This is a genomic window from Streptomyces sp. NPDC090021 (assembly GCF_044748225.1).
GTDB lineage: Bacteria > Actinomycetota > Actinomycetes > Streptomycetales > Streptomycetaceae > Streptomyces.
Genome location: NZ_JBIVFO010000011.1, coordinates 144,906 through 163,245 on the forward strand (window position 1 = coordinate 144,906; position 18,340 = coordinate 163,245).

Annotated in this window: 18 protein-coding genes; 11 read left to right on the plus strand and 7 right to left on the minus strand. The window is 71.4% G+C overall.

The window, feature by feature from the left end:
• Window positions 1–193 precede the first annotated feature (193 nt).
• A complete protein-coding gene (locus tag ACIPXC_RS11350) occupies window positions 194–685 on the minus strand; it encodes a hypothetical protein (RefSeq protein WP_401615807.1) in 492 nt (163 codons plus the stop codon).
• Window positions 686–797: 112 nt separating this feature from the next.
• Here ACIPXC_RS11350 and ACIPXC_RS11355 point away from each other — a divergent pair, with 112 nt between their 5' ends.
• The 3 genes from ACIPXC_RS11355 (at window position 798) to ACIPXC_RS11365 (ending at window position 2,747) form a co-directional block, all read left to right on the plus strand.
• A complete protein-coding gene (locus ACIPXC_RS11355) occupies window positions 798–1,133 on the plus strand; it encodes a YnfA family protein (protein ID WP_401615809.1) in 336 nt (111 codons plus the stop codon).
• A gap of 62 nt (window positions 1,134–1,195) precedes the next feature.
• The gene (locus tag ACIPXC_RS11360) at window positions 1,196–1,960 is read left to right on the plus strand and encodes an SDR family NAD(P)-dependent oxidoreductase (RefSeq protein WP_401615811.1); all 765 of its coding nucleotides are present in this window, start codon (window positions 1,196–1,198) and stop codon (window positions 1,958–1,960) included.
• A gap of 202 nt (window positions 1,961–2,162) precedes the next feature.
• The gene (locus ACIPXC_RS11365; protein WP_401615812.1) at window positions 2,163–2,747 is read left to right on the plus strand and encodes a Uma2 family endonuclease; all 585 of its coding nucleotides are present in this window, start codon (window positions 2,163–2,165) and stop codon (window positions 2,745–2,747) included.
• Between the two features lie 72 nt (window positions 2,748–2,819).
• Here the strand turns inward: ACIPXC_RS11365 and ACIPXC_RS11370 are convergent, their stop codons facing one another.
• Window positions 2,820–4,013: an RtcB family protein gene (locus ACIPXC_RS11370; RefSeq protein ID WP_401615814.1), complete on the minus strand. Its 1,194-nt coding sequence runs from the start codon at window positions 4,011–4,013 to the stop codon at window positions 2,820–2,822.
• 190 nt (window positions 4,014–4,203) lie between these two features.
• Between ACIPXC_RS11370 and ACIPXC_RS11375 the strand changes: the two genes are divergently transcribed.
• From ACIPXC_RS11375 to ACIPXC_RS11385, 3 genes are all read left to right on the plus strand, one after another.
• Window positions 4,204–5,106 (plus strand): DUF3558 domain-containing protein, encoded by a 903-nt coding sequence (locus ACIPXC_RS11375; RefSeq protein WP_401615816.1) that lies wholly within the window; start codon window positions 4,204–4,206, stop codon window positions 5,104–5,106.
• Between the two features lie 112 nt (window positions 5,107–5,218).
• Complete coding sequence (locus ACIPXC_RS11380; protein WP_401615818.1) at window positions 5,219–5,980, plus strand: DUF3558 family protein; 762 nt, start codon at window positions 5,219–5,221, stop codon at window positions 5,978–5,980.
• 161 nt (window positions 5,981–6,141) lie between these two features.
• Window positions 6,142–7,530 carry a DUF2637 domain-containing protein gene (locus tag ACIPXC_RS11385; protein WP_401615820.1) on the plus strand — a complete coding sequence of 463 codons (1,389 nt, stop codon included), beginning with the start codon at window positions 6,142–6,144 and terminating at the stop codon, window positions 7,528–7,530.
• A 106-nt stretch (window positions 7,531–7,636) separates the two neighbouring features.
• Here the strand turns inward: ACIPXC_RS11385 and lysS are convergent, their stop codons facing one another.
• On the minus strand, window positions 7,637–9,376 hold the full coding sequence (lysS, locus tag ACIPXC_RS11390) for a lysine--tRNA ligase (protein ID WP_401615821.1): 1,740 nt from the start codon (window positions 9,374–9,376) through the stop codon (window positions 7,637–7,639).
• Between the two features lie 298 nt (window positions 9,377–9,674).
• Here lysS and argS point away from each other — a divergent pair, with 298 nt between their 5' ends.
• Entirely contained in the window at window positions 9,675–11,453 is a 1,779-nt protein-coding gene (gene argS / locus ACIPXC_RS11395) for an arginine--tRNA ligase (protein ID WP_401615823.1), read from the plus strand.
• Between the two features lie 51 nt (window positions 11,454–11,504).
• Here argS and ACIPXC_RS11400 read toward each other — a convergent pair whose 3' ends face one another.
• A complete protein-coding gene (locus tag ACIPXC_RS11400) occupies window positions 11,505–11,909 on the minus strand; it encodes a PIN domain nuclease (RefSeq protein WP_401615825.1) in 405 nt (134 codons plus the stop codon).
• Window positions 11,906–12,148, minus strand: coding sequence for a type II toxin-antitoxin system VapB family antitoxin (locus ACIPXC_RS11405; protein ID WP_401615827.1), 243 nt, complete (start codon window positions 12,146–12,148; stop codon window positions 11,906–11,908). Before ACIPXC_RS11405 ends, ACIPXC_RS11400 begins: the two co-directional genes overlap by 4 nt.
• 178 nt (window positions 12,149–12,326) lie before the next feature.
• Between ACIPXC_RS11405 and ACIPXC_RS11410 the strand changes: the two genes are divergently transcribed.
• Both ACIPXC_RS11410 and ACIPXC_RS11415 read left to right on the plus strand, forming a co-directional pair.
• Window positions 12,327–13,124 (plus strand): VOC family protein, encoded by a 798-nt coding sequence (locus ACIPXC_RS11410; protein ID WP_401615892.1) that lies wholly within the window; start codon window positions 12,327–12,329, stop codon window positions 13,122–13,124.
• 245 nt (window positions 13,125–13,369) lie between these two features.
• Window positions 13,370–15,133: a stealth family protein gene (locus tag ACIPXC_RS11415; protein ID WP_401615829.1), complete on the plus strand. Its 1,764-nt coding sequence runs from the start codon at window positions 13,370–13,372 to the stop codon at window positions 15,131–15,133.
• 246 nt (window positions 15,134–15,379) lie between these two features.
• On the opposite strand, the gene ACIPXC_RS11420 is transcribed toward ACIPXC_RS11415, so the two are convergent.
• The gene (locus ACIPXC_RS11420; protein WP_401615830.1) at window positions 15,380–16,159 is read right to left on the minus strand and encodes a TetR/AcrR family transcriptional regulator; all 780 of its coding nucleotides are present in this window, start codon (window positions 16,157–16,159) and stop codon (window positions 15,380–15,382) included.
• Between the two features lie 108 nt (window positions 16,160–16,267).
• On the opposite strand from ACIPXC_RS11420, the gene ACIPXC_RS11425 reads away from it, so the two are divergent.
• Both ACIPXC_RS11425 and ACIPXC_RS11430 read left to right on the plus strand, forming a co-directional pair.
• Complete coding sequence (locus tag ACIPXC_RS11425) at window positions 16,268–17,203, plus strand: ATP-binding cassette domain-containing protein (protein ID WP_401615832.1); 936 nt, start codon at window positions 16,268–16,270, stop codon at window positions 17,201–17,203.
• Complete coding sequence (locus ACIPXC_RS11430) at window positions 17,200–17,955, plus strand: ABC transporter permease (RefSeq protein ID WP_401615834.1); 756 nt, start codon at window positions 17,200–17,202, stop codon at window positions 17,953–17,955. The genes ACIPXC_RS11425 and ACIPXC_RS11430 overlap by 4 nt, the downstream gene beginning before the upstream one ends.
• A gap of 47 nt (window positions 17,956–18,002) precedes the next feature.
• Here ACIPXC_RS11430 and ACIPXC_RS11435 read toward each other — a convergent pair whose 3' ends face one another.
• Entirely contained in the window at window positions 18,003–18,275 is a 273-nt protein-coding gene (locus tag ACIPXC_RS11435; RefSeq protein WP_030851867.1) for a DUF1876 domain-containing protein, read from the minus strand.
• Window positions 18,276–18,340 lie beyond the last annotated feature (65 nt).

Consider the following 18,340-nt stretch of genomic DNA (forward strand, 5'->3'; position numbering starts at 1 on the left):
CGGGCCGAAACCCGGGCTCGGGCCGAAACCCGGGCTCGGGCCGAAACCCGGGCTCGGGCCGAAACCCGGGCTCGGGCCGAAACCCGGGCTCGGGCCGGAATCCAGGCCCTGGCCGGGCTCCGGGCAGACAGCCCGGACCCGGCCACGGCCCGACCCCGACCCCGACCCCGGCCACGGCCCGGTCAGGGACCGGCTAGAAGGCGTAGGCGTCCCCGGTGTCCAGGGCCAGCACCGCGTGATCGTCGTTCGCGTGGTTCCGGTCCGTCGCACCGCCGTTCCACCACGTGTCCACCCGCACCACCACCTCCGGCACCCGCTCCCGCAGCTCCAGCGCCAGCCCCAGGTGCCGGCCCCGCCCGCGCAGCGGCAACGGCCCCGTCTCACACACCACCTCGCGCAGCCCCGCCCGCGCACAGCCCTCCGGCAGCCGCTGCCGGTCCGCCAGGTCCGCCGACAGCCGCACCCGCAGCGTCGCGTTCGGCAGCGCGGCCGGCCCGTCGTTCTCCGGGACCAGCCAGACCCTCAACTGCGACCCCGACAGGGCCACCCGGCCGTGGTACGAGACGTCTGCCTCCGGCCCGGCCCACCCCGCACCCCATGCCTGAGCCGGCCCGGGCACACCCGCCCCGAACGCCAGCAACCCCGCCACCACCACACTCCGTACGGCGACACGGCGCACCGCCACCACCTCCTCCTCGCGTCTCGCGCGGAGGCTAGCCCCCACCGGCCCCGGCAAGTCGGACCATCACACGAATGAGGGCGCGCCCACCCCCATCCGCCCTGCGTACCTTTGAGCCATGCTGATCGCCCGCTCCGTCGCCCTCTTCGCCCTCGCCGCCCTCCTGGAGATCGGCGGCGCCTGGCTCGTCTGGCAGGGCGTACGCGAACACAAGGGCTGGGCCTGGATCGGCGCCGGCGTGATCGCCCTCGGCCTCTACGGCTTCGTCGCCACCCTCCAGCCCCAGGGCGACTTCGCCCGGGTCCTCGCCGCCTACGGCGGGGTCTTCGTCGCCGGCTCCCTCGCCTGGGGCGCCGTCGCCGACGGCTACCGCCCGGACCGCTGGGACGTCGTCGGCGCCCTCGTCTGCCTCGCCGGAATGGCCGTGATCATGTATGCCCCGCGCGGCCGCTGAGCCGCCCGGCCGCGCCTATGCTGGCGGGTAATCGCCCGTACGAACGACCGAGGAGCCCGCACATGAGCACGGCCGCCACCCGAACCGCCGTAGTCACCGGTGCGAGCAGCGGCATCGGCGCGGCCACCGCCCGCATGCTCGCCGCCGCCGGCTACCACGTCGTCCTCACCGCCCGCCGCAAGGACCGCATCGAAGCCCTCGCCGCGGAGCTCACCGAGGCCGGCCACTCCGCGACCGCCCACGCCCTCGACGTGACCGACCGCGGCGCCGTCGACGCCCTCGCCGCCTCCCTCGACCGCTGCGACGTCCTCGTCAACAACGCCGGCGGTGCCATCGGCGCCGAGCCCGTCGCCACCGGCGACCCCGCCGACTGGCGCACCATGTACGAGGTCAACGTCATCGGCACGCTCCACGTCACCCAGGCCCTGCTGCCCGCCCTCACCGCCTCCGGTGACGGCACGGTGGTGGTCCTCTCCTCCACCGCCGGCCACGCCACGTACGAGGGCGGCGCCGGCTACGTCGCCGCCAAGAACGGCGCCCGCGTCCTCGCCGAGACCCTCCGCCTGGAGATCGTCGGCCAACCCGTACGCGTCATCGAGATCGCCCCCGGCATGGTCCGGACGGAGGAGTTCGCGACAACCCGCTTCCGCGGTGACACGGAGAAGGCGGCCAAGGTCTACGCGGGCGTCGCCGAGCCCCTGACCGCCGACGACGTGGCCGACACCATCACCTGGGCCGTCACCCGCCCCAGCCACGTCAACATCGACCTCCTGGTCGTCCGCCCCCGCGCCCAGGCCTCGAACACCAAGGTCCACCGCGAGCTCTAGGCGCCTGCGGCCCTCCTCAGGCGCGACCGCACGGCCGCCGGCCTCGACCAGACCGGCGGCCCGCGCGCGGTCCGGTCAACCCTCCCGCACCAGACCGGAGTTGTCCTCTCGGCTCCGCCGAGGCCCGTACGGGTGAATGCGCGCGGTACGTCGGCGGGCGCGGCTACGATCCGAAAGCGTGGGCCCCCAGAGGGAGGAAGCTATGGCCGTGATGCAGCACGAGACCACGATCGCGCAAGCCGCCGATCGACTCTCCAAGGAGCTTCCCGGACACCGAGTGGAAATCCTCCAGGGGAGGCTCACCGTGACACCACCCGCCGACGGAGCGCACTCGGAGACGCTCACGTGGCTCATCGAGGAGTTCGCGGCAGCCGGAGCCAGAAAGGCCGGACTGAAGTACCTCCAGACCATCGGCATCGCGCTGCCGACCGGGCCGGACGACTTCGCCATCCCCGACTTCGCCCTGGTCGAGGCGGACTACAAACGCACCCGGACCGCCTACAACTGCTACTCCCCCGACGCCTTCCGCCTGATCGTCGAGGTCACCTCCTCGAACTGGTCGGACGACATCGGCATCAAGGTCGAGAGCTACGCCAGGGCCGGAGTTCCCGTCTACGTCATCGCCGACCGCCACCACGACGAGGTCGTCCTCCACACGGACCCCCGCAACGGCGCCTACCGCCTCCGCAAGGCCTTCAAGCGGGGTGCCTCCGTCCCGCTCCCCGAATCCCTCGGGGTCTCCGTGGAGCTCTCGGTGGACTTCCTCCTCGACGGCGACGAGGGCTGAACCACGCGGAGGGGCCCGGACCGGTCTGCACCGGTCCGGGCCCCTCCGCTCCCCCGACATTCGCGCCGGGCCTCAGCCCTTGACGCAGATGACCTGCTTGAGCTTGGCCACGACCTGGACGAGGTCGGTCTGCTGGTCGATGACCTGCTCGATCGACTTGTACGCGCCCGGGATCTCGTCCACGACGCCCGCGTCCTTGCGGCACTCGACGCCCTTCGTCTGCTCCGCCAGATCGCGCGCCGAGAACTGCTTCTTCGCCGCGGTCCGGCTCATCTTCCGGCCCGCGCCGTGCGAGGCCGAATTGAAGGACTTCTCGTTGCCGAGCCCCTTCACTATGTACGAGCCCGTGCCCATCGAGCCGGGGATGATCCCGTAGTCACCGCTGCCTGCGCGGATCGCGCCCTTGCGGGTGACCAGCAGGTCCATGCCGTCGTACCGCTCCTCCGCCACGTAGTTGTGGTGGCAGCTGATCTCGCGGTCGAAGGAGACCTTCGCCTTCCGGAACTCCTTCCGGACGACCTCCTTGAAGAGACTCATCATCGCCGCACGGTTGTACTTGGCGTACTCCTGAGCCCAGAAGAGGTCGTTGCGGTACGCCTCCATCTCGGGCGTCGCCGCAAGGAAGACCGCCAGGTCACGGTCGACCAGGTTCTGGTTGTGCGCGAGGCCCCGGGCCACGCCGATGTGGTGCGCCGCGAGCTCGTTGCCGATGTTCCGGGAGCCGGAATGCAGCATCAACCAGACCGAGCCTGACTCATCGAGACAGAACTCGATGAAGTGATTTCCGGATCCGAGCGTTCCGATCTGCTTCGTGGCACGTTCCTGACGGAATTTGACCGCGTCGGTGAGGTGGTCGAACCGCTTCCACAGGTCCTCGTACCCCTCCGCCGAGAAGCCGTAGAGCCGCGACGGGTCCACCGCCTCCTTGTGGAGGCCCATCCCCACCGGAATCGCCTGCTCGATCTTCGAGCGGAGCCTGGAGAGGTCGCCCGGGAGGTCGTTCGCCGTCAGGGAGGTCCTCACCGCGGACATGCCGCAGCCGATGTCCACGCCCACCGCCGCCGGGCAGACCGCGTCCTTCATGGCGATCACCGAGCCGACCGTGGCCCCCTTGCCGTAGTGGACGTCCGGCATGACGGCCAGGCCCTTGATCCACGGCAGGGTGGCGACGTTGTGGAGCTGCTGCATCGCGCCGGCCTCGACCGACGCCGGGTCGGTCCACATCCTGATCGGGACCTGGGCCCCCGGTACCTCTACGAACGACATAAGGAATCAATCCCCCGAAACCAACAGAAAGGTGAGAATGCGCAAAAGCCTCGCTTTTGATCCCAAATACGACAGGGGACCGGCGCCAGCACCAGCGTGTGCGATAGACATTGTGTCCAGCCGCACGCAAGTCGCGGCAACGCATTTTCCTGACCGGCGGGGGTCCGCGGGTCGAAGGGAGCCAGTGGACGTGCAGCGCACAGCGGTACGGCGAGTCCTGCCCGGCATCGCGATGCTCACCGCGCTCGCGGCCGGCGCGGCCGGCCTGACCGGATGCACCGGCGGGAGCACCGGGGGCAGCACCAGCGACGCGAAGGCGGGCGGCAGTTCCGCCGCGCCCGCACAGCCGGGCAAGTACCGCAGCCTGCCCTCACCCTGCAGGGCGGCCGCCGACAGCAAGAAGCTGAAGGCCATGCTCCCCGCGCCGGACAGCCTCACCCCCGAACAGCGCGACCAGTTGTACGCGGGCACCGCCGACACCTCGTACGACGGCGACCGGCACGTCGGCTGCCGCTGGACCGCGCAGACCCCGGAGGAGACCCGGCTGCTGTCGGTCGGCTTCGAGCGCGTCGTCTCCTACGACCGGGCCGCCGCCAGCGACGACGACAAGGCGAAGCAGGTCTACGTACGCCTGCTCACCGACGCGCACCTGCCCTTCCCGGGCCCGGCCACGCCCCCCAGCCCGGGCGCCACCAACCCCGCCAACCCCGCCCCCGGGAACCCCGTCCCCTCCACGCCCCCGACCGCCGCACCGCCCGCGAACGGCACACCGCCGACCGGAGCACCCGAGGCCGGAGCACCGGCCGCGGGGACAGCCGCCCCCGGCGCGAGTCCGTCCACCCAGCCCGAACTCGGATCCCGCATCCTGGAAGGGCTCGGCAACGAGGCGTTCCTGGACGACAAGCTGAGCCCGGCCGGAGCGACGGCCGCACAGTCGCGCACCGTCCGGATCGTCTTCCGTACCTCCAATGTCATCGTCAACGTCGAGTACAGCGTGCAGCCGACCCTGCCCGGCACCGTCCCGCCGAGCGGTGAAACCCAGGAAAAGGCAGTGCAGTTGGCGCAGGCTCTCGCCGAGCGGTTCAACGAGTGAGCCGGGTGCGCCACGCCCGGGCGTGACGGCGCGCACAGCAGTCGACCACCCGATCGGGCTACCGTTGACCGGGCCCCGCGTCCGAAGAAGACCCCGAAGCACTGAAGGAACCATGCACCGATCAGCCTCGCGCCTCACCCGCGTTCTCGCCTGCGCAGCCGTCCCGGTGATCCTCACCGTGGCCGGGTGTTCCTCCGACTCGGACAAGGAGTCGGCCCCCAAGGGCGACACGAAGTCCGGTTCGTCCGCTTCCGCGAAGCCCGGCGAGAAGAAGCCCAAGCCGGAGCTGGAGAAGGCGGCCTTCGCCACCCTCCCGGACCCCTGCAAGGCGATCCAGACGGGCACGATAGACACCCTCGTCCCGGAGGCGAAGGACAAGAACGGCACGGCGACCAAGTCGAACGACCTGGCCACCCGCGCCAGCTGCTCCTGGAACGGCCTGGACGAGGACGGCTTGAAGGGCTCGCAGTACCGCTGGCTCTCCCTCTCCTTCTTCCGCACCGACTCGCACGCCTCGCTCGGCAGCGCCAACAAGCGGGCCGAGGAGCAGTACGGCAAGCAGGTCGAGGGGGCGAAGGCCACCGAGGGCGCGCAGAACGTGAAGGCCGAGGCCGTGGAGGGCCTGGGCGACCAGGGCACGTCGATCGTCTACTCGGTCAAGAAGGACGTCGACTTCTTCAACACGACGATCGTGGCGCGCACCCAGAACGTGGTGATCACGCTCGACTACAACGGTGCCGCCTACGAGGGCGCCGGCGCCCCGGACCAGGCGAAGCTGCTGCAGGACGCGCTCACCGCGGCGAAGGAGGCCGTGGGCTCGGTGGCGGGTGCCGGCAAGCCGGCGGAGGAGCCGCAGTCCCCCCAGCCGCAGTAGCGGCGGCGGCAGGTCGGGGCCTCCTGGAACGCTGACTTCCAGTCACCCGTACGCTGTGCCTGCCGCAGCTTGTAAGGGCTCGGTAAGCGCTCGCCGCGCAGCGCGCTCGGCACTCGTCGCTCAGCGCTCGGTTTGTGCTCGACAAGGGGAGGGGATCGCGGGTGGCCGCGATGCAGCTGACTCGTACGCACCGAATACTCATCGGTGTCGTGGTCGCCGGAGCCGTCGTCATCGCGGGCATCGGCTTCGCGGGCTCGTACGCCGCCGTGCGCGAGCTGGCGGAGAAGAAGGGCTTCGGCAGCTTCTCCCTGGTGTTCCCGATAGGCATCGACGCCGGTATCTGTGTCCTCCTGGCACTGGACCTGCTGCTGACCTGGCTGCGGATCCCCTTCCCCCTGCTGCGTCAGACGGCGTGGCTGCTGACGGCGGCGACGATCGCGTTCAACGGCGCCGCGTCGTGGCCGGATCCGCTCGGTGTGGGCATGCACGCCGTGATCCCGATCCTGTTCGTGGTGACGGTGGAGGCCGCCCGGCACGCGGTGGGCCGGATCGCGGACATCACGGCGGACCGGCACATGGAGGGCGTGCGCATCACCCGGTGGCTGCTGTCGCCGCTGCCCACGTTCAAGCTGTGGCGCCGGATGAAGCTGTGGGAGCTGCGCTCCTACGAGCAGGCGATCGGCATGGAACAGGACCGGCTGATCTACCAGGCGCGGCTGCAGGCGCGGTACGGGCGTTTCTGGCGGCAGAAGGCGCCGGTGGAGGCTCTGATGCCGCTGAAGCTGGCCCGGATCGGTGTCCCGCTGTCGCAGACGGCGCCGGACGCGCTGGCGGCGACCGGGATCGACCCGGCGGTACTGCCGCCGCTGGAGCAGCAGGTCGCGGCTCCGGCTCCGGCCCTGGAGGCCCCGGCGACGGGCGGCCAGGAGTGGGACGGGCAGGGTGCGCAGGGTGCGCAGGCCCAGCAGCTCCCGCAGCCGCAGCAGCTTCAGCAGGCCCAACAGGCCGCGCAGGCCCAGCAGGCCGCGCAAGCTCAGCAGGTCGCCCAGGGCCAGCAGGTCGCGCAGGCGGCGGCCGCCCACATCCCGCCGGCGTTCGCGGTGGACCCGACGGCGATGCCCGCGGCCCACAACAGCGCCTGGTTCGCCGGGCCGAAGGCGCCGCAGGCCGCCTACGAGGGCGGCTACAACCCGCAGTACGTCGAGGGGCTGGAGCCGACTCCGGTCCTGCCCCCGATGGGCCCGGACGAGCAGCAGGCGCAGCAGCTCCCGGTTCCCGAGCCGCGTCACGAGGCGGCTGTGGACGGGTACCTTCCGGAGCAGGTGCCGGAGGCGGAGTCCCCGGACGAGGTCGAGTTCACGCAGATCGCGTACAAGGTGTTCTGTGCGCTGGCCGAGGAGACGCAGGACTATCCGAGCGCCGAGGCCCTCGACATAGTGCTGGCGGACCGTTATGGCGTGACGCACCCGCGCAGTGGTTCGCTCCTGCGGCGGATGATCCCGTCGTTCCGGCAGCAGCACCACAAGGACCGGGAGGCCGAGCCTGCGTAGCGGGCGGGCAGGTACGTGTACATGTACGTGTACGTGATGCGGAAGGGCACGCACCCCGAGGGGTGCGTGCCCTTCCGTGTGCCCGGGCACAGCCCGTGGCGGGATCTCAGGCGGCGAGCAGCTTGCGCACGCGCTCCGCACCCACCGCCAGCAGCAGCGTGGGCAGCCGCGGCCCGGTCTCCCGGGTCACGAGGAGCCGGTAGAGCAGGGCGAAGAAGGTGCGCTGCGCGACCTTGAGCTCGGGGGTGGGCTTGGCGTCGGGCTCCAGGCCGGCCATGACCTTCGGGACGCCGTAGACGAGGGTGGTGAGTCCGTCGAGCGACCAGTGCGAGTCGAGGCCTTCCAGGAGCAGGCGCAGGGACTCGCGGCCCTCGTCGTCCAGGGAGGACAGGAGCTCGGTGTCGGCGTCCTCGCGTACGAGGGTGCGCTGGTCGGCCGGGACCTGGGTGGTGATCCAGTTCTCGGCGCGGTCCAGGCGCGGCCGTACCTCGTCGAGGGAGGTGAGCGGCTTGTCCGGCTCCAGGTCGGAGAGGATGCGCAGGGTCTGCTCGTCGTGTCCGGCGGTGATGTCGACGACCGACGCGAGGGTGCGGTAGGGCATCGGGCGCGGGGTGCGCGGCAGCTCGTGGGAGGCGACGCGTACGGCGCGGGCGTGGGCGGCGGCGTCGGCGGGCAGCACGCTGCCGTCCGCGACCTTGCCCTCCAGCTTGTCCCACTCGTCGTAGAGGCGCTGGATCTCCTGGTCGAAGGCGATCTTGAAGGACTGGTTGGGCCTGCGGCGGGCGTAGAGCCAGCGCAGGAGCTGCGGCTCCATGATCTGCAGGGCGTCGCCGGGGGTGAAGACCCCGCCCTTGCTGGAGGACATCTTGGCCATGCCGCTGATGCCGACGAACGCGTACATCGGGCCGATGGGCTGCTCGCCGCCGAAGATGTGGACGATCTGGCCGCCGACCTGGAAGGAGGAGCCGGGCGAGGAGTGGTCGACGCCGGAGGGCTCGAAGATCACGCCCTCGAACGCCCAGCGCATCGGCCAGTCGACCTTCCAGACGAGCTTGCCGCGGTTGAACTCGCTGAGCTTGACCGTCTCGGTGAACTCGTCCTCGGTGCAGACGTAGGTCATCTCGGTGGTGTCGTCGTCGTACGAGGTGACCTTGGTGAAGTCCTTGCCGCACTGGCCGCAGTACGGCTTGTACGGGAAGTAGCCGCCCTCGCCGGCGCTGCCGTCGTCCTCGGCGGCGGCGCCGGAGCCCTCGGCGGCCTCCAGCTCGGCCGCGTCGACCTGCTTCTGCTGGGGCTTCTTGCCGCCGGGCTTGGCCTTGGTGCGGTACTGGGCGAGGACGGCGTCGATGTCGCCGCGGTGCTTCATCGCGTGCAGGATCTGCTCGCGGTAGACACCGGTGGTGTACTGCTCGGTCTGGCTGATCGGGTCGTACTCGACGCCGAGCTCGGCCAGGGACTCGGCCATGGCGGCCTTGAAGTGCTCGGCCCAGTTCGGGTAGGCGGAGCCCTCGGGGGCGGGGACGGCGGTCAGCGGGCGCCCGATGTGCTGGGCGTGCGACTCCTCGGTGACGCCGGGGATGCCCTTGGGGACCTTGCGGAAGCGGTCGTAGTCGTCCCAGGAGATGAGGTGACGGACCTCGTGGCCGCGGCGGCGGATCTCGTCGGCCACCAGGTGCGGGGTCATGACCTCGCGGAGGTTGCCCAGGTGGACCGGGCCGGAGGGGGACAGTCCGGACGCGACGACGACCGCTTTGCCCGGGGCTCGGCGCTCCGCCTCGGCGATGACCTCGTCCGCGAAACGGGAGACCCAGTCGGTCTCGGTGCTGCTCTGCGCGCTCTGAGCCACGACACGTCCTTCTATCTCGAATGCTGGCTTCGGCCATTCTCCCAGACGGAACGGGCCGATCCGGGGTTGCTTCCGCCCAGTGATATCCCGAGAAACGGATGGCGGCCGCGTGGGATACTCGGCACTTGTCGGAAGACCCAAGTCCGACGGAGCACGACCTCCAGCACCACCCTGCACCACCTGGCACGACCTCCAGCACCACCCTGCACCACCTGGCACGACCCCCAGCACCACCCTGCACCACCCGGCACCACCCCAGCACCACCCCCGGTACAGAACCTCACAGGAACGGCAGCTCATGGCCTCGGTCCCTTCGCTCGCTTCGTCCGTCAACCAGCGCGTCGCCGACGCCCTCGCCTCCGCGCTGCCGGAGGCCGGTGGCGCCGACCCGCTGCTGCGACGTAGCGACCGGGCCGACTTCCAGGCCAACGGCATCCTGGCGCTCGCGAAGAAGGCCAAGGCCAACCCGCGCGAGCTGGCCACGACCGTGGTCGAGGGCATCCCGACCGGTGACCTGATCAAGGAGATCGAGGTCTCGGGCCCCGGCTTCCTGAACATCACCGTCGCGGACACGGCGATCATCTCGACGCTGGCGGCGCGCGCGGCGGACGACCGGCTCGGCGTCCCGCTGAACGCGTCCGCCGGCACGACGGTGATCGACTACGCGCAGCCGAACGTCGCCAAGGAGATGCACGTCGGGCACCTGCGGTCCGCCGTGATCGGTGCGGCGATGGTGGAGATCCTGGAGTTCACGGGCGAGAAGGTGGTCCGGCGCCACCACATCGGCGACTGGGGCACCCAGTTCGGCATGCTCATCCAGTACCTGCTGGAGCACCCGCACGAGCTGGACCACAAGTCCGGCGACGGCGACGAGCAGGCCTCCGGCGAGGAGGCCATGTCCAACCTCAACCGCCTCTACAAGGCCTCGCGCGCCCTCTTCGACTCCGACGCGGAGTTCAAGACGCGGGCCCGGGCGCGGGTGGTGGACCTGCAGGCGGGCGAGCCGGAGACGCTGGCCCTGTGGCAGCGGTTCGTGGACGAGTCGAAGATCTACTTCTACTCCGTCTTCAACAAGCTGGACATGGACATCCAGGACCCGGACGTGGTCGGCGAGTCCGGTTACAACGACATGCTGGTCGAGACGTGCAAGCTGCTGGAGGAGTCGGGCGTCGCGGTCCGCTCCAACGGTGCGCTGTGCGTGTTCTTCGAGGACATCAAGGGCCCGGACGGCAACCCGACGCCGCTGATCGTGCAGAAGTCGGACGGCGGCTTCGGCTACGCGGCCACCGACCTGTCGGCGATCCGTGACCGCGTGACCAACCTCGGCGCCACCGAGCTGATCTACGTGGTCGACGCGCGGCAGTCGCTGCACTTCAAGATGGTCTTCGAGACGGCGCGCCGGGCGGGCTGGCTGAACGAGGACGTCAAGGCCGTACAGCTGGCCTTCGGCACCGTCCTCGGCAAGGACGGCAAGCCGTTCAAGACCCGTGAGGGCGAGACGGTCCGGCTGGTGGACCTGCTGGACGAGGCCGTGGACCGGGCGACGGCCGTGGTCCGGGAGAAGGCGGAGAAGGTCGGTCTGACGGAGGCGGAGATCGTCGAGAACGGCCAGTACGTCGGCATCGGCGCGGTGAAGTACGCCGACCTGTCGACCTCGGCCTCGCGCGACTACAAGTTCGACCTGGACCAGATGGTCTCGCTGAACGGCGACACGTCCGTGTACCTGCAGTACGCGTACGCCCGTATCCGGTCGATCCTGCGCCGGGCGGGTGACCGCAAGCCGGTCGCCCACCCGGAGCTGGAGCTGGCCCCGGCCGAGCGGGCGCTGGGCCTGCACCTCGACGGCTTCGGCGAGCTGATCGCGGAGGCGGCCGCGGAGCACGCCCCGCACAAGGTGGCGGCGTACCTCTACCAGCTGTCGTCGCTGTTCACGACGTTCTACACCGAGTGCCCGGTCGTGAAGCCGGAGCCGGAGCCCGTCGTGGGCGAGAACCGCCTGTTCCTGTGCGAGCTGACGGCCCGCACCCTCTCGAAGGGCATGTCCCTCCTGGGCATCCGCACCCCCGAGAAGCTCTGACCGACCTGACGGCGCTGCCCCCCGGCCTTCGGCCCGGGGGGCAGCGCCGTTTCAGCCGAGGATGCGCCGTACGGGCTGTCCCGTGATCCCGGCGATGGTCTCGAAGTCGGCGTCCTGGTGCAGGACGGTCAGCTTGTGCTGCTGCGCGACGACCGACACCAGCAGGTCCACAGGGCTCGCGCACTGGTGGGCACCGGCGTCCGCCAGCCGACGCTGGAGGGCTTCCGTCTCCGCCCATACGGAGTCCCGCGCGGTCCAGTACGGGAACACGGCCCGGAGCAGGTCGTCGGCCTCGTAGTACGCGGCCCGGCCGCCGACCGCACGCAGGAACTCCTGCCGGACCGGCTCGCACAACCCGACACGGCCGGACTCGACGAGCCGGTCCCATTCGGGTCCGACCTGACGTTGGTAGAAGCGCACCAGCGCGCTCGTGTCGATGAGGAAGTCATCGCTCACGCGGCCGACTGCCCCTTGCCGTCGGCCGGACCGTCGGCGTCGCCGTGCCCGATCGCAGCGAAGTCGATCTCGCCCTCGTCCACCATCTGCCGCATCCGCTCGATCGCCGCCGCCCGGCGTCTGCGGTCCGCGATCTCCCTGAGTGCGGCGTTGACGGTGTCCTTCTTCGTCGTGGTGCCGAGGAGCTGTGCGGCCTCTGCGAGCGCGTCGTCATCGAGGTCGATCACCGTTCTGGACATGGCCGCCTCCGGGTCGCCGTATATACGATTCCAAAAGAAGATATCAACGGCGCGGGTCCGGCACCACGTACGGACCACTGCCGATTTTCACCCGAATGGGTCGATTCGGGCCGTACGGGCCGGGTAGGGGACGGCGCGTCCTTCCCCCCATCCACCAGCGGAGGCATCCGTGCCCGACATGAACGGCCCCTACAAGCCCGGCACCCCGTGCTGGATCGACCTGATGGTCCCCGACCAGCAGGCGGCCCTCGACTTCTACTGCGACCTCTTCGGCTGGCAGGGCGAGGTCGGGCCGGCCGAGCAGGGCGGATACTCCGTCTGCCTCCTCAAGGGCAAGCCCGTCGCCGGCATCATGAAGGCATCCAACCCGGACGGGACCGTGCCCGACCCGATGCCGCCGACCGCGTGGACCACGTACCTGGCCACCGACTCCATCGACTCCACCCTCAAGTCGGTCACCGACGCGGGCGGTTCGGTCATGATGGGCGCGATGGACGTCATGGACCTCGGCCGGATGGCCGTGATCACCGACCCGACGGGTGCCGCCGTCGGCCTGTGGCAGGCCGGCACCTTCGACGGCGCGGGCATCGTCAACGAGCACGGCGCCCTGATCTGGAACGAGCTGAACACCGGCGACGTCCCCGCCGCGGCCGCCTTCTACACCGCGATCCTCCCCGTCACCACGGCCAGGTCCCAGATGCCCGACGCCGGCGAGTACACCGAGTTCAAGGTCGGCGACCGCGCCGTCGGCGGGATGATGGACCTCGCCAAGCTGCCGGACGGCGTGCCGCCGCACTGGATGCCGTACTTCCACGTCGACGACGTCGACGAGATCCAGGCCGCCGCGGTGCGCGCCGGAGGCAGCGTCATGGCCCCGGCCTTCGACATGGCGGCGGGCCGCATGGCCGTCCTCGCCGACCCCCAGGGCGGCGTCTTCTCCGTGATCAGGGCGACCGCACCGGAACAGCCCGCCTGACCGGCGGCCGGCGGCCGGTCACCCCGAGCACGAGCCCCCCGGCTGATCGCGGCGGTCGGGGGGGCGATCCGGCACCCGCTCCCCGAGGACTTTCGCGGCTGCCCGCCCGCGGGGCGGGGCACGAGATCTCCGTCGGGGCGTGTGACCAACACCATCGGGGCTTGCGCGAAAGGCAAACGGCGGGGAAAGTTCGGGTGAACCCGGCGGCAGGCCGGAACGACGCGGCCCGGAGAGGTGACAACAGGATGGGCGGCCTTCCCCGCATCCCGCTTCCGGCCGGCCTTCGCCGCGTCGCCCGCGCCGCCCTGCGCCACCCTTCGCTGGTGGGCCGGCAGCCCACCGCGGCGCAACGGGAACGTACCGCCGCGACGGGTCCCCGGGAGCCGTCCCGGTCCCGCGAGGACGAACTGCTGGAGGCTCTGCCCGGAGTGATCCGGTATCGCGGGCGGCTGGCCCACGTCCGTGACGACCTGCTGCCGCCCGACGTACGGGAGGCCAATCTGCGCATCGCGGCGGAGGCGCTGGAGGCGGGCGGCGTCGCGTACGGGCTCGTTCCCGACGGCGGCTCGGCCCACCGGGTCGCGATCGCCCCGGGCGACCGGGATGCCGCGCTCAAGGCCTGGGCCCACGCCTGCGCGGGCCTGCCGGTGTACGCGCAGTTGCTGGGCGACGGCCGGGAACTCGGCGAGGTGCTGGCCGAGTCGCTGCCGGACGCGGTCGCGGCCAAGGAGGCCGAACACCGGCAGAGCGGCGGTCCGGCCGACGGGAACCAGCACCGGCAGGTCAGGGGGGTCCGGCTGTTCATGCCCGCCGTGACCTCCGGCCGCACCCTCTACTACGGCCCCGACCACGGCTGCGACCTGGAGTTCTGGGATCCCTCCGACTCCGGTACCGGCGGTGTCGCGGCCCTGCGCGAGTGCCCCTACGGATGGTGGCTCCCCTCCCTGACGGCGACCGTCACGCGCAGGGTGGGCAGCCGCGACTATCCGGTGATCGACGCTCTCGACCGCCGGTTCCCGCACGACATCGACTTCCCCGTCGACGCGGTGATCACCTGGGTGGACGCCTCCGACCCCGCCTGGAGAAGCCGCCGGGACGCGGCGGCGGCCGACGCGGCCGGCACGGGCGACGCGGGCGGCACGGCCGGCACGGGCGACGGCGCGCGATCCGGTGTCGACCACGCCGAGCACCGCTACCGCGACCGCGGCGAACTCCGCTACTGCCTGCGCTCCATCGCCGCCTACGCGCCCTGGATCCGCCACATCTTCCTGATCACCGACCACCAGCTCCCGCCGTGGCTGGCCGTCGACCACCCCGGGATCACCGTCGTCGACCACGCTGCCCTCTTCACCGGGGTCGGCCACCGGCCGGTGTTCAATTCGCATGCCATCGAGAGCCGGCTGCACCGCGTACCCGGCCTGTCCGAGCACTTCCTCTACTTCAACGACGACATCTTCCTCGGGCGCCCGCAGCAGCCCCAGAACTACTTCCTGCCCTCCGGCCTGCCCAAGGTGTTCCACGACTCGCGGGCCGTGCCGCCGGGTCCGCCGGACGGCACGGACGACGTGTTCACCGCCTCGCAGAAGACCACCCGGCAGGCCGTCGAGGAGGCCGTCGGCCGCACGTACCCGCGCATCCTGGCCCACACGCCCTACCCGCTCAGCCGGTCCCTCTTCGCCCACGTCGAGGACACGCTGCCCGGTCTGCTCTCGGCCACCAGCCGCTCGGTCTTCCGCAGCGCCACCGACATCGCCCCGGTCACCCTCGCGTCCCACCTGGGCCTCGCGGACGGCCGGGCCGTCACGGGCGAACTCTCCCACGCGTACGTCTCCACCGGCCGCGCCGACGAGATCGAGCGACTGCCCGACCTGGTCCGGGACCGATGGCCGGACGCGTTCTGCCTGGCCGACGACGAGAGCGCCACCGTCACGGCTCTCGAACAGCAGCGGGTCGTCACGGCCTTCCTGGAGGCGTACTTCCCGGTTCCCTCACCGTACGAGAGGACCTGACCGGGCCGACACGAGCCCGGCCGACACAGGCGCGGGCCCGGCCGACACAGGCGCGGGCCCGGCCGACACAGGCGCGGGCCCGACCGACGCGGACGCGAGCCCGACCGACACAGGCGCAGCCGACGCGGGCCCGTACGGCCGCTGACGTACACCGTCGACGGGAGCGACCCGCTACCGCCCTACCGCCCTGCCGCCCTGCCGACCCGCCGACCCGCCGCGCGGCGGTCCGAGACACCGCCCCGCCTCTCAGTCCCCGCCCGGCGCCCGCTCCGCCACCAGCGCCGCCAGTCCGTCCAGGATCCGGCCCAGGCCGAAGCCGAACTGGAAGTCCGGCTCGTCCGAGCCCGCGAACGCGTCCGACTCCAGCAGCCGCGTCACCGCCGGGTGGGTGTCCGGGCCGGTCATCAGCCGCAGCGTGCGTACGTACTGGCCCATGACCCGGTCCGGTGAGACACCCGACTTCACGATGGCGTCCATCATGTCGGCCGCCATCGTCGCCTCGTTGCGGACCAGACCGCCGATCAGGATGATCGTCGAGATCTTCTCGCCCTCGGTCAGGGCCGTGCCGGCCAGCGCCGCGAGCCCGCGCTCCATCCAGGCCAGCTGGTTCGGGCTGACCGGTGCCCCGGTGATCGGGATGCGCAGGATCCAGGGGTTGGCCATCAGCACGGCCCGCTGCGCGTACGCCCACTCGGTCACCAGCTCGCGCCAGCCCCACCCCTCCGCCTCCGGCGGCAGCGCCGGCGGGGCGCCGACGCCCGCGTCCGACATGAGGATGTGGAGCTCCTCCTTCGCCGTGACGTACCGGTAGAGGGACATCGTCGAGACGCCCAGCTCCTTGGCCACCCGGCCCATGGAGACGGCGTCCATCCCTTCACCCGCGGCCAGCGCCACGGCCTTCTCCACGATGCGCGGCAGCGTGAGCGTGGGGCGCGGCCCCTTTCCGGGCCGCTCGCGCAGGCCCCAGGCCATTTCCAGGCTCGCCGGAAGCCCGGTACCGGTGCCTTCGTCGTCCTCGTCCGCCATGACCGCCCACTCCTCGATTGACCCCCATCCTAGTTCTGTGTATTACTTACACAGAAGAGCGTAAGCCATACGCAGAAGACAGCGACGGGAAGGGAGCACCGCCCCCTCATGACCACGCACGCCACCGGCGCCCTCGGAATCCACGCCACCGGCCTGACCAAGGCCTACGGCGACCTCCGCGTCCTCGACGGCATCGACCTGGCCGTCCCCCGCGGCAGCGTCCTCGCCCTCCTCGGCCCCAACGGCGCCGGAAAGACCACCACCGTCCGGATCCTCGCCACCCTCACCAGCCCCGACGCGGGCACCGCCCGCGTCGCCGGCCACCACACCGTCACCGAGCGGGCCCTCGTCCGCGAACGCATCAGCCTCACCGGCCAGTTCGCCGCCGTCGACGAACTCCAGACCGGCGCCGAAACCCTCCGCATGATGGGCCGGCTCTGCGGCCTCTCCCCGCGCGCCGCCCGCGCCCGCGCCGACGAGCTCCTCGCCCGGTTCGGGCTCACGGACGCCGCCGCGCGCACTGCCAGGACGTACTCGGGTGGCATGCGGCGCCGCCTCGACCTCGCCGCGAGCCTCGTCTCCCGGCCCGAGGTCATCTTCCTCGACGAGCCGACCACCGGACTCGACCCGCGCAGCCGCCAGGACCTGTGGGAACTCGTACGGGAACTGCGCGCCGACGGCACGACCGTGCTGCTCACCACCCAGTACCTGGAGGAGGCCGACCGGCTCGCCGACCGCGTCGCCGTCCTCGCCGACGGACGGATCGCCGCCGAGGGCACGCCCGCCGAGCTCAAGGCGCGCGTCGCGGGCCACCGGCTGGACCTCACCCTCACCACGCAGGCCGCCTACGAGGCCCTGGCCCCACGCGCCGTCCACCTCGCCCCGGACGACCTCACCCTCGGCGTCGCCACCGACGGGACCGCCGCCCACGTCCGCGCCCTGCTCGACGAACTCGATCCGGAGCGCACCGCCGTGGACCGCTTCGCCGTCCGCACCGCCAGCCTCGACGACGTGTTCCTCACCCTGACGGGAGCCGACCGATGACCGCCACGCCCGTGAGCGCCCTCACCCTGGCCGGCCGCAGCCTGCGCATCAGCAGCCGGCAGCCCGACGCGCTGATCACCGCGCTGATGCTGCCCGTGATGCTGATGCTGATCTTCGTCTACTTCTTCGGCGGGGCCATCGACACCGGGACGGAGTACGTGACGTACGTGGTCCCGGGCGCCATGCTGCTCTGCGCCGGCTTCGGCGCCGCCTCCACCGCGGTCAGCGTCGCCGACGACATGCGCACCGGCGTCATCGACCGTTTCCGCACCCTCGACATCGGCGGCATCCCCGTCCTGGCCGGACACGTCACCGCCTCGGTCCTGCGCAACCTGCTCTCCACCACCCTGGTCCTCGCCGTCTCCCTCGCCATCGGCTTCCGGCCCCAGGCCGGACCGGCCGCCTTCCTCGCCGCGGCCGGCCTGCTGCTGACGTACATCACGGCGATCTCATGGCTGGCCGCCGCACTCGGACTGCTCGCGAAGACGCCGGAGGCGGCGGGCGGCTTCACCTTCCTGATGATGTTCCTGCCCTACCCCTCCAGCGCCTTCGTCCCCATCGAGACCATGCCCGGCTGGCTGCACGGCTTCGCCGAGCACCAGCCGCTCACCCCGGTGATCGAATCCCTGCGCGCCCTGCTCCTCGCGCAGCCCGCCGGAAGCGCCCCCTGGACGGCCCTGGCCTGGTGCGCGGGCATCACGGCCGCGGCCGTGGCCCTCGCGGCCGTCCTGTTCCGCAGCAGGACCCGCTGAGCGGCTCCGGAAGGAGCCCCTCAGCGGGCCGGTGGTCCGCCCGCCGCTCAGCGGTTGAGCGGGTAGGAATGACGGCCCGTCGCCTCGTCGATCTCCGAGTGGGCCTTCTGCAACAGCTGCTGCGAGAGATCCATGAGCGCACGAGCACCCGCGATCTCTTCCCCGACCCTCATCTGCTCCGGGTCGGAGGGGTGACGCAGGGCATAGCCCCGCGCCCTGATCTCGGAGCCGTCCCCGAGCCGTACCAGGGCCGCCGCACTGGTGCGGTGGCCCTCCTCGGTGAATTCGAGCTCCACATGCCACCCGACGAGCGTGGCCATGGTGCATCACCTCCAGGGGTCACCTATCCCTCCAGAGTGCGCCCACGCCGAGGCGGGCGCGAGCG

Bases quoted from the DNA above. Each gene is read 5' to 3' on its own strand.
- ACIPXC_RS11405 (WP_401615827.1), bottom strand. From the start codon at position 12,148: ATGTCCAGAACGGTGATCGACCTCGATGACGACGCGCTCGCAGAGGCC.
- ACIPXC_RS11435 (WP_030851867.1), bottom strand. From the start codon at position 18,275: ATGGCCACGCTCGTCGGGTGGCATGTGGAGCTCGAATTCACCGAGGAG.
- ACIPXC_RS11355 (WP_401615809.1), top strand. From the start codon at position 798: ATGCTGATCGCCCGCTCCGTCGCCCTCTTCGCCCTCGCCGCCCTCCTG.
- ACIPXC_RS11370 (WP_401615814.1), bottom strand. From the start codon at position 4,013: ATGTCGTTCGTAGAGGTACCGGGGGCCCAGGTCCCGATCAGGATGTGG.
- ACIPXC_RS11420 (WP_401615830.1), bottom strand. From the start codon at position 16,159: ATGGCGGACGAGGACGACGAAGGCACCGGTACCGGGCTTCCGGCGAGC.
- ACIPXC_RS11360 (WP_401615811.1), top strand. From the start codon at position 1,196: ATGAGCACGGCCGCCACCCGAACCGCCGTAGTCACCGGTGCGAGCAGC.
- argS (WP_401615823.1), top strand. From the start codon at position 9,675: ATGGCCTCGGTCCCTTCGCTCGCTTCGTCCGTCAACCAGCGCGTCGCC.
- ACIPXC_RS11380 (WP_401615818.1), top strand. From the start codon at position 5,219: ATGCACCGATCAGCCTCGCGCCTCACCCGCGTTCTCGCCTGCGCAGCC.
- ACIPXC_RS11415 (WP_401615829.1), top strand. From the start codon at position 13,370: ATGGGCGGCCTTCCCCGCATCCCGCTTCCGGCCGGCCTTCGCCGCGTC.
- ACIPXC_RS11410 (WP_401615892.1), top strand. From the start codon at position 12,327: ATGAACGGCCCCTACAAGCCCGGCACCCCGTGCTGGATCGACCTGATG.
- ACIPXC_RS11430 (WP_401615834.1), top strand. From the start codon at position 17,200: ATGACCGCCACGCCCGTGAGCGCCCTCACCCTGGCCGGCCGCAGCCTG.
- ACIPXC_RS11425 (WP_401615832.1), top strand. From the start codon at position 16,268: ATGACCACGCACGCCACCGGCGCCCTCGGAATCCACGCCACCGGCCTG.
- ACIPXC_RS11365 (WP_401615812.1), top strand. From the start codon at position 2,163: ATGGCCGTGATGCAGCACGAGACCACGATCGCGCAAGCCGCCGATCGA.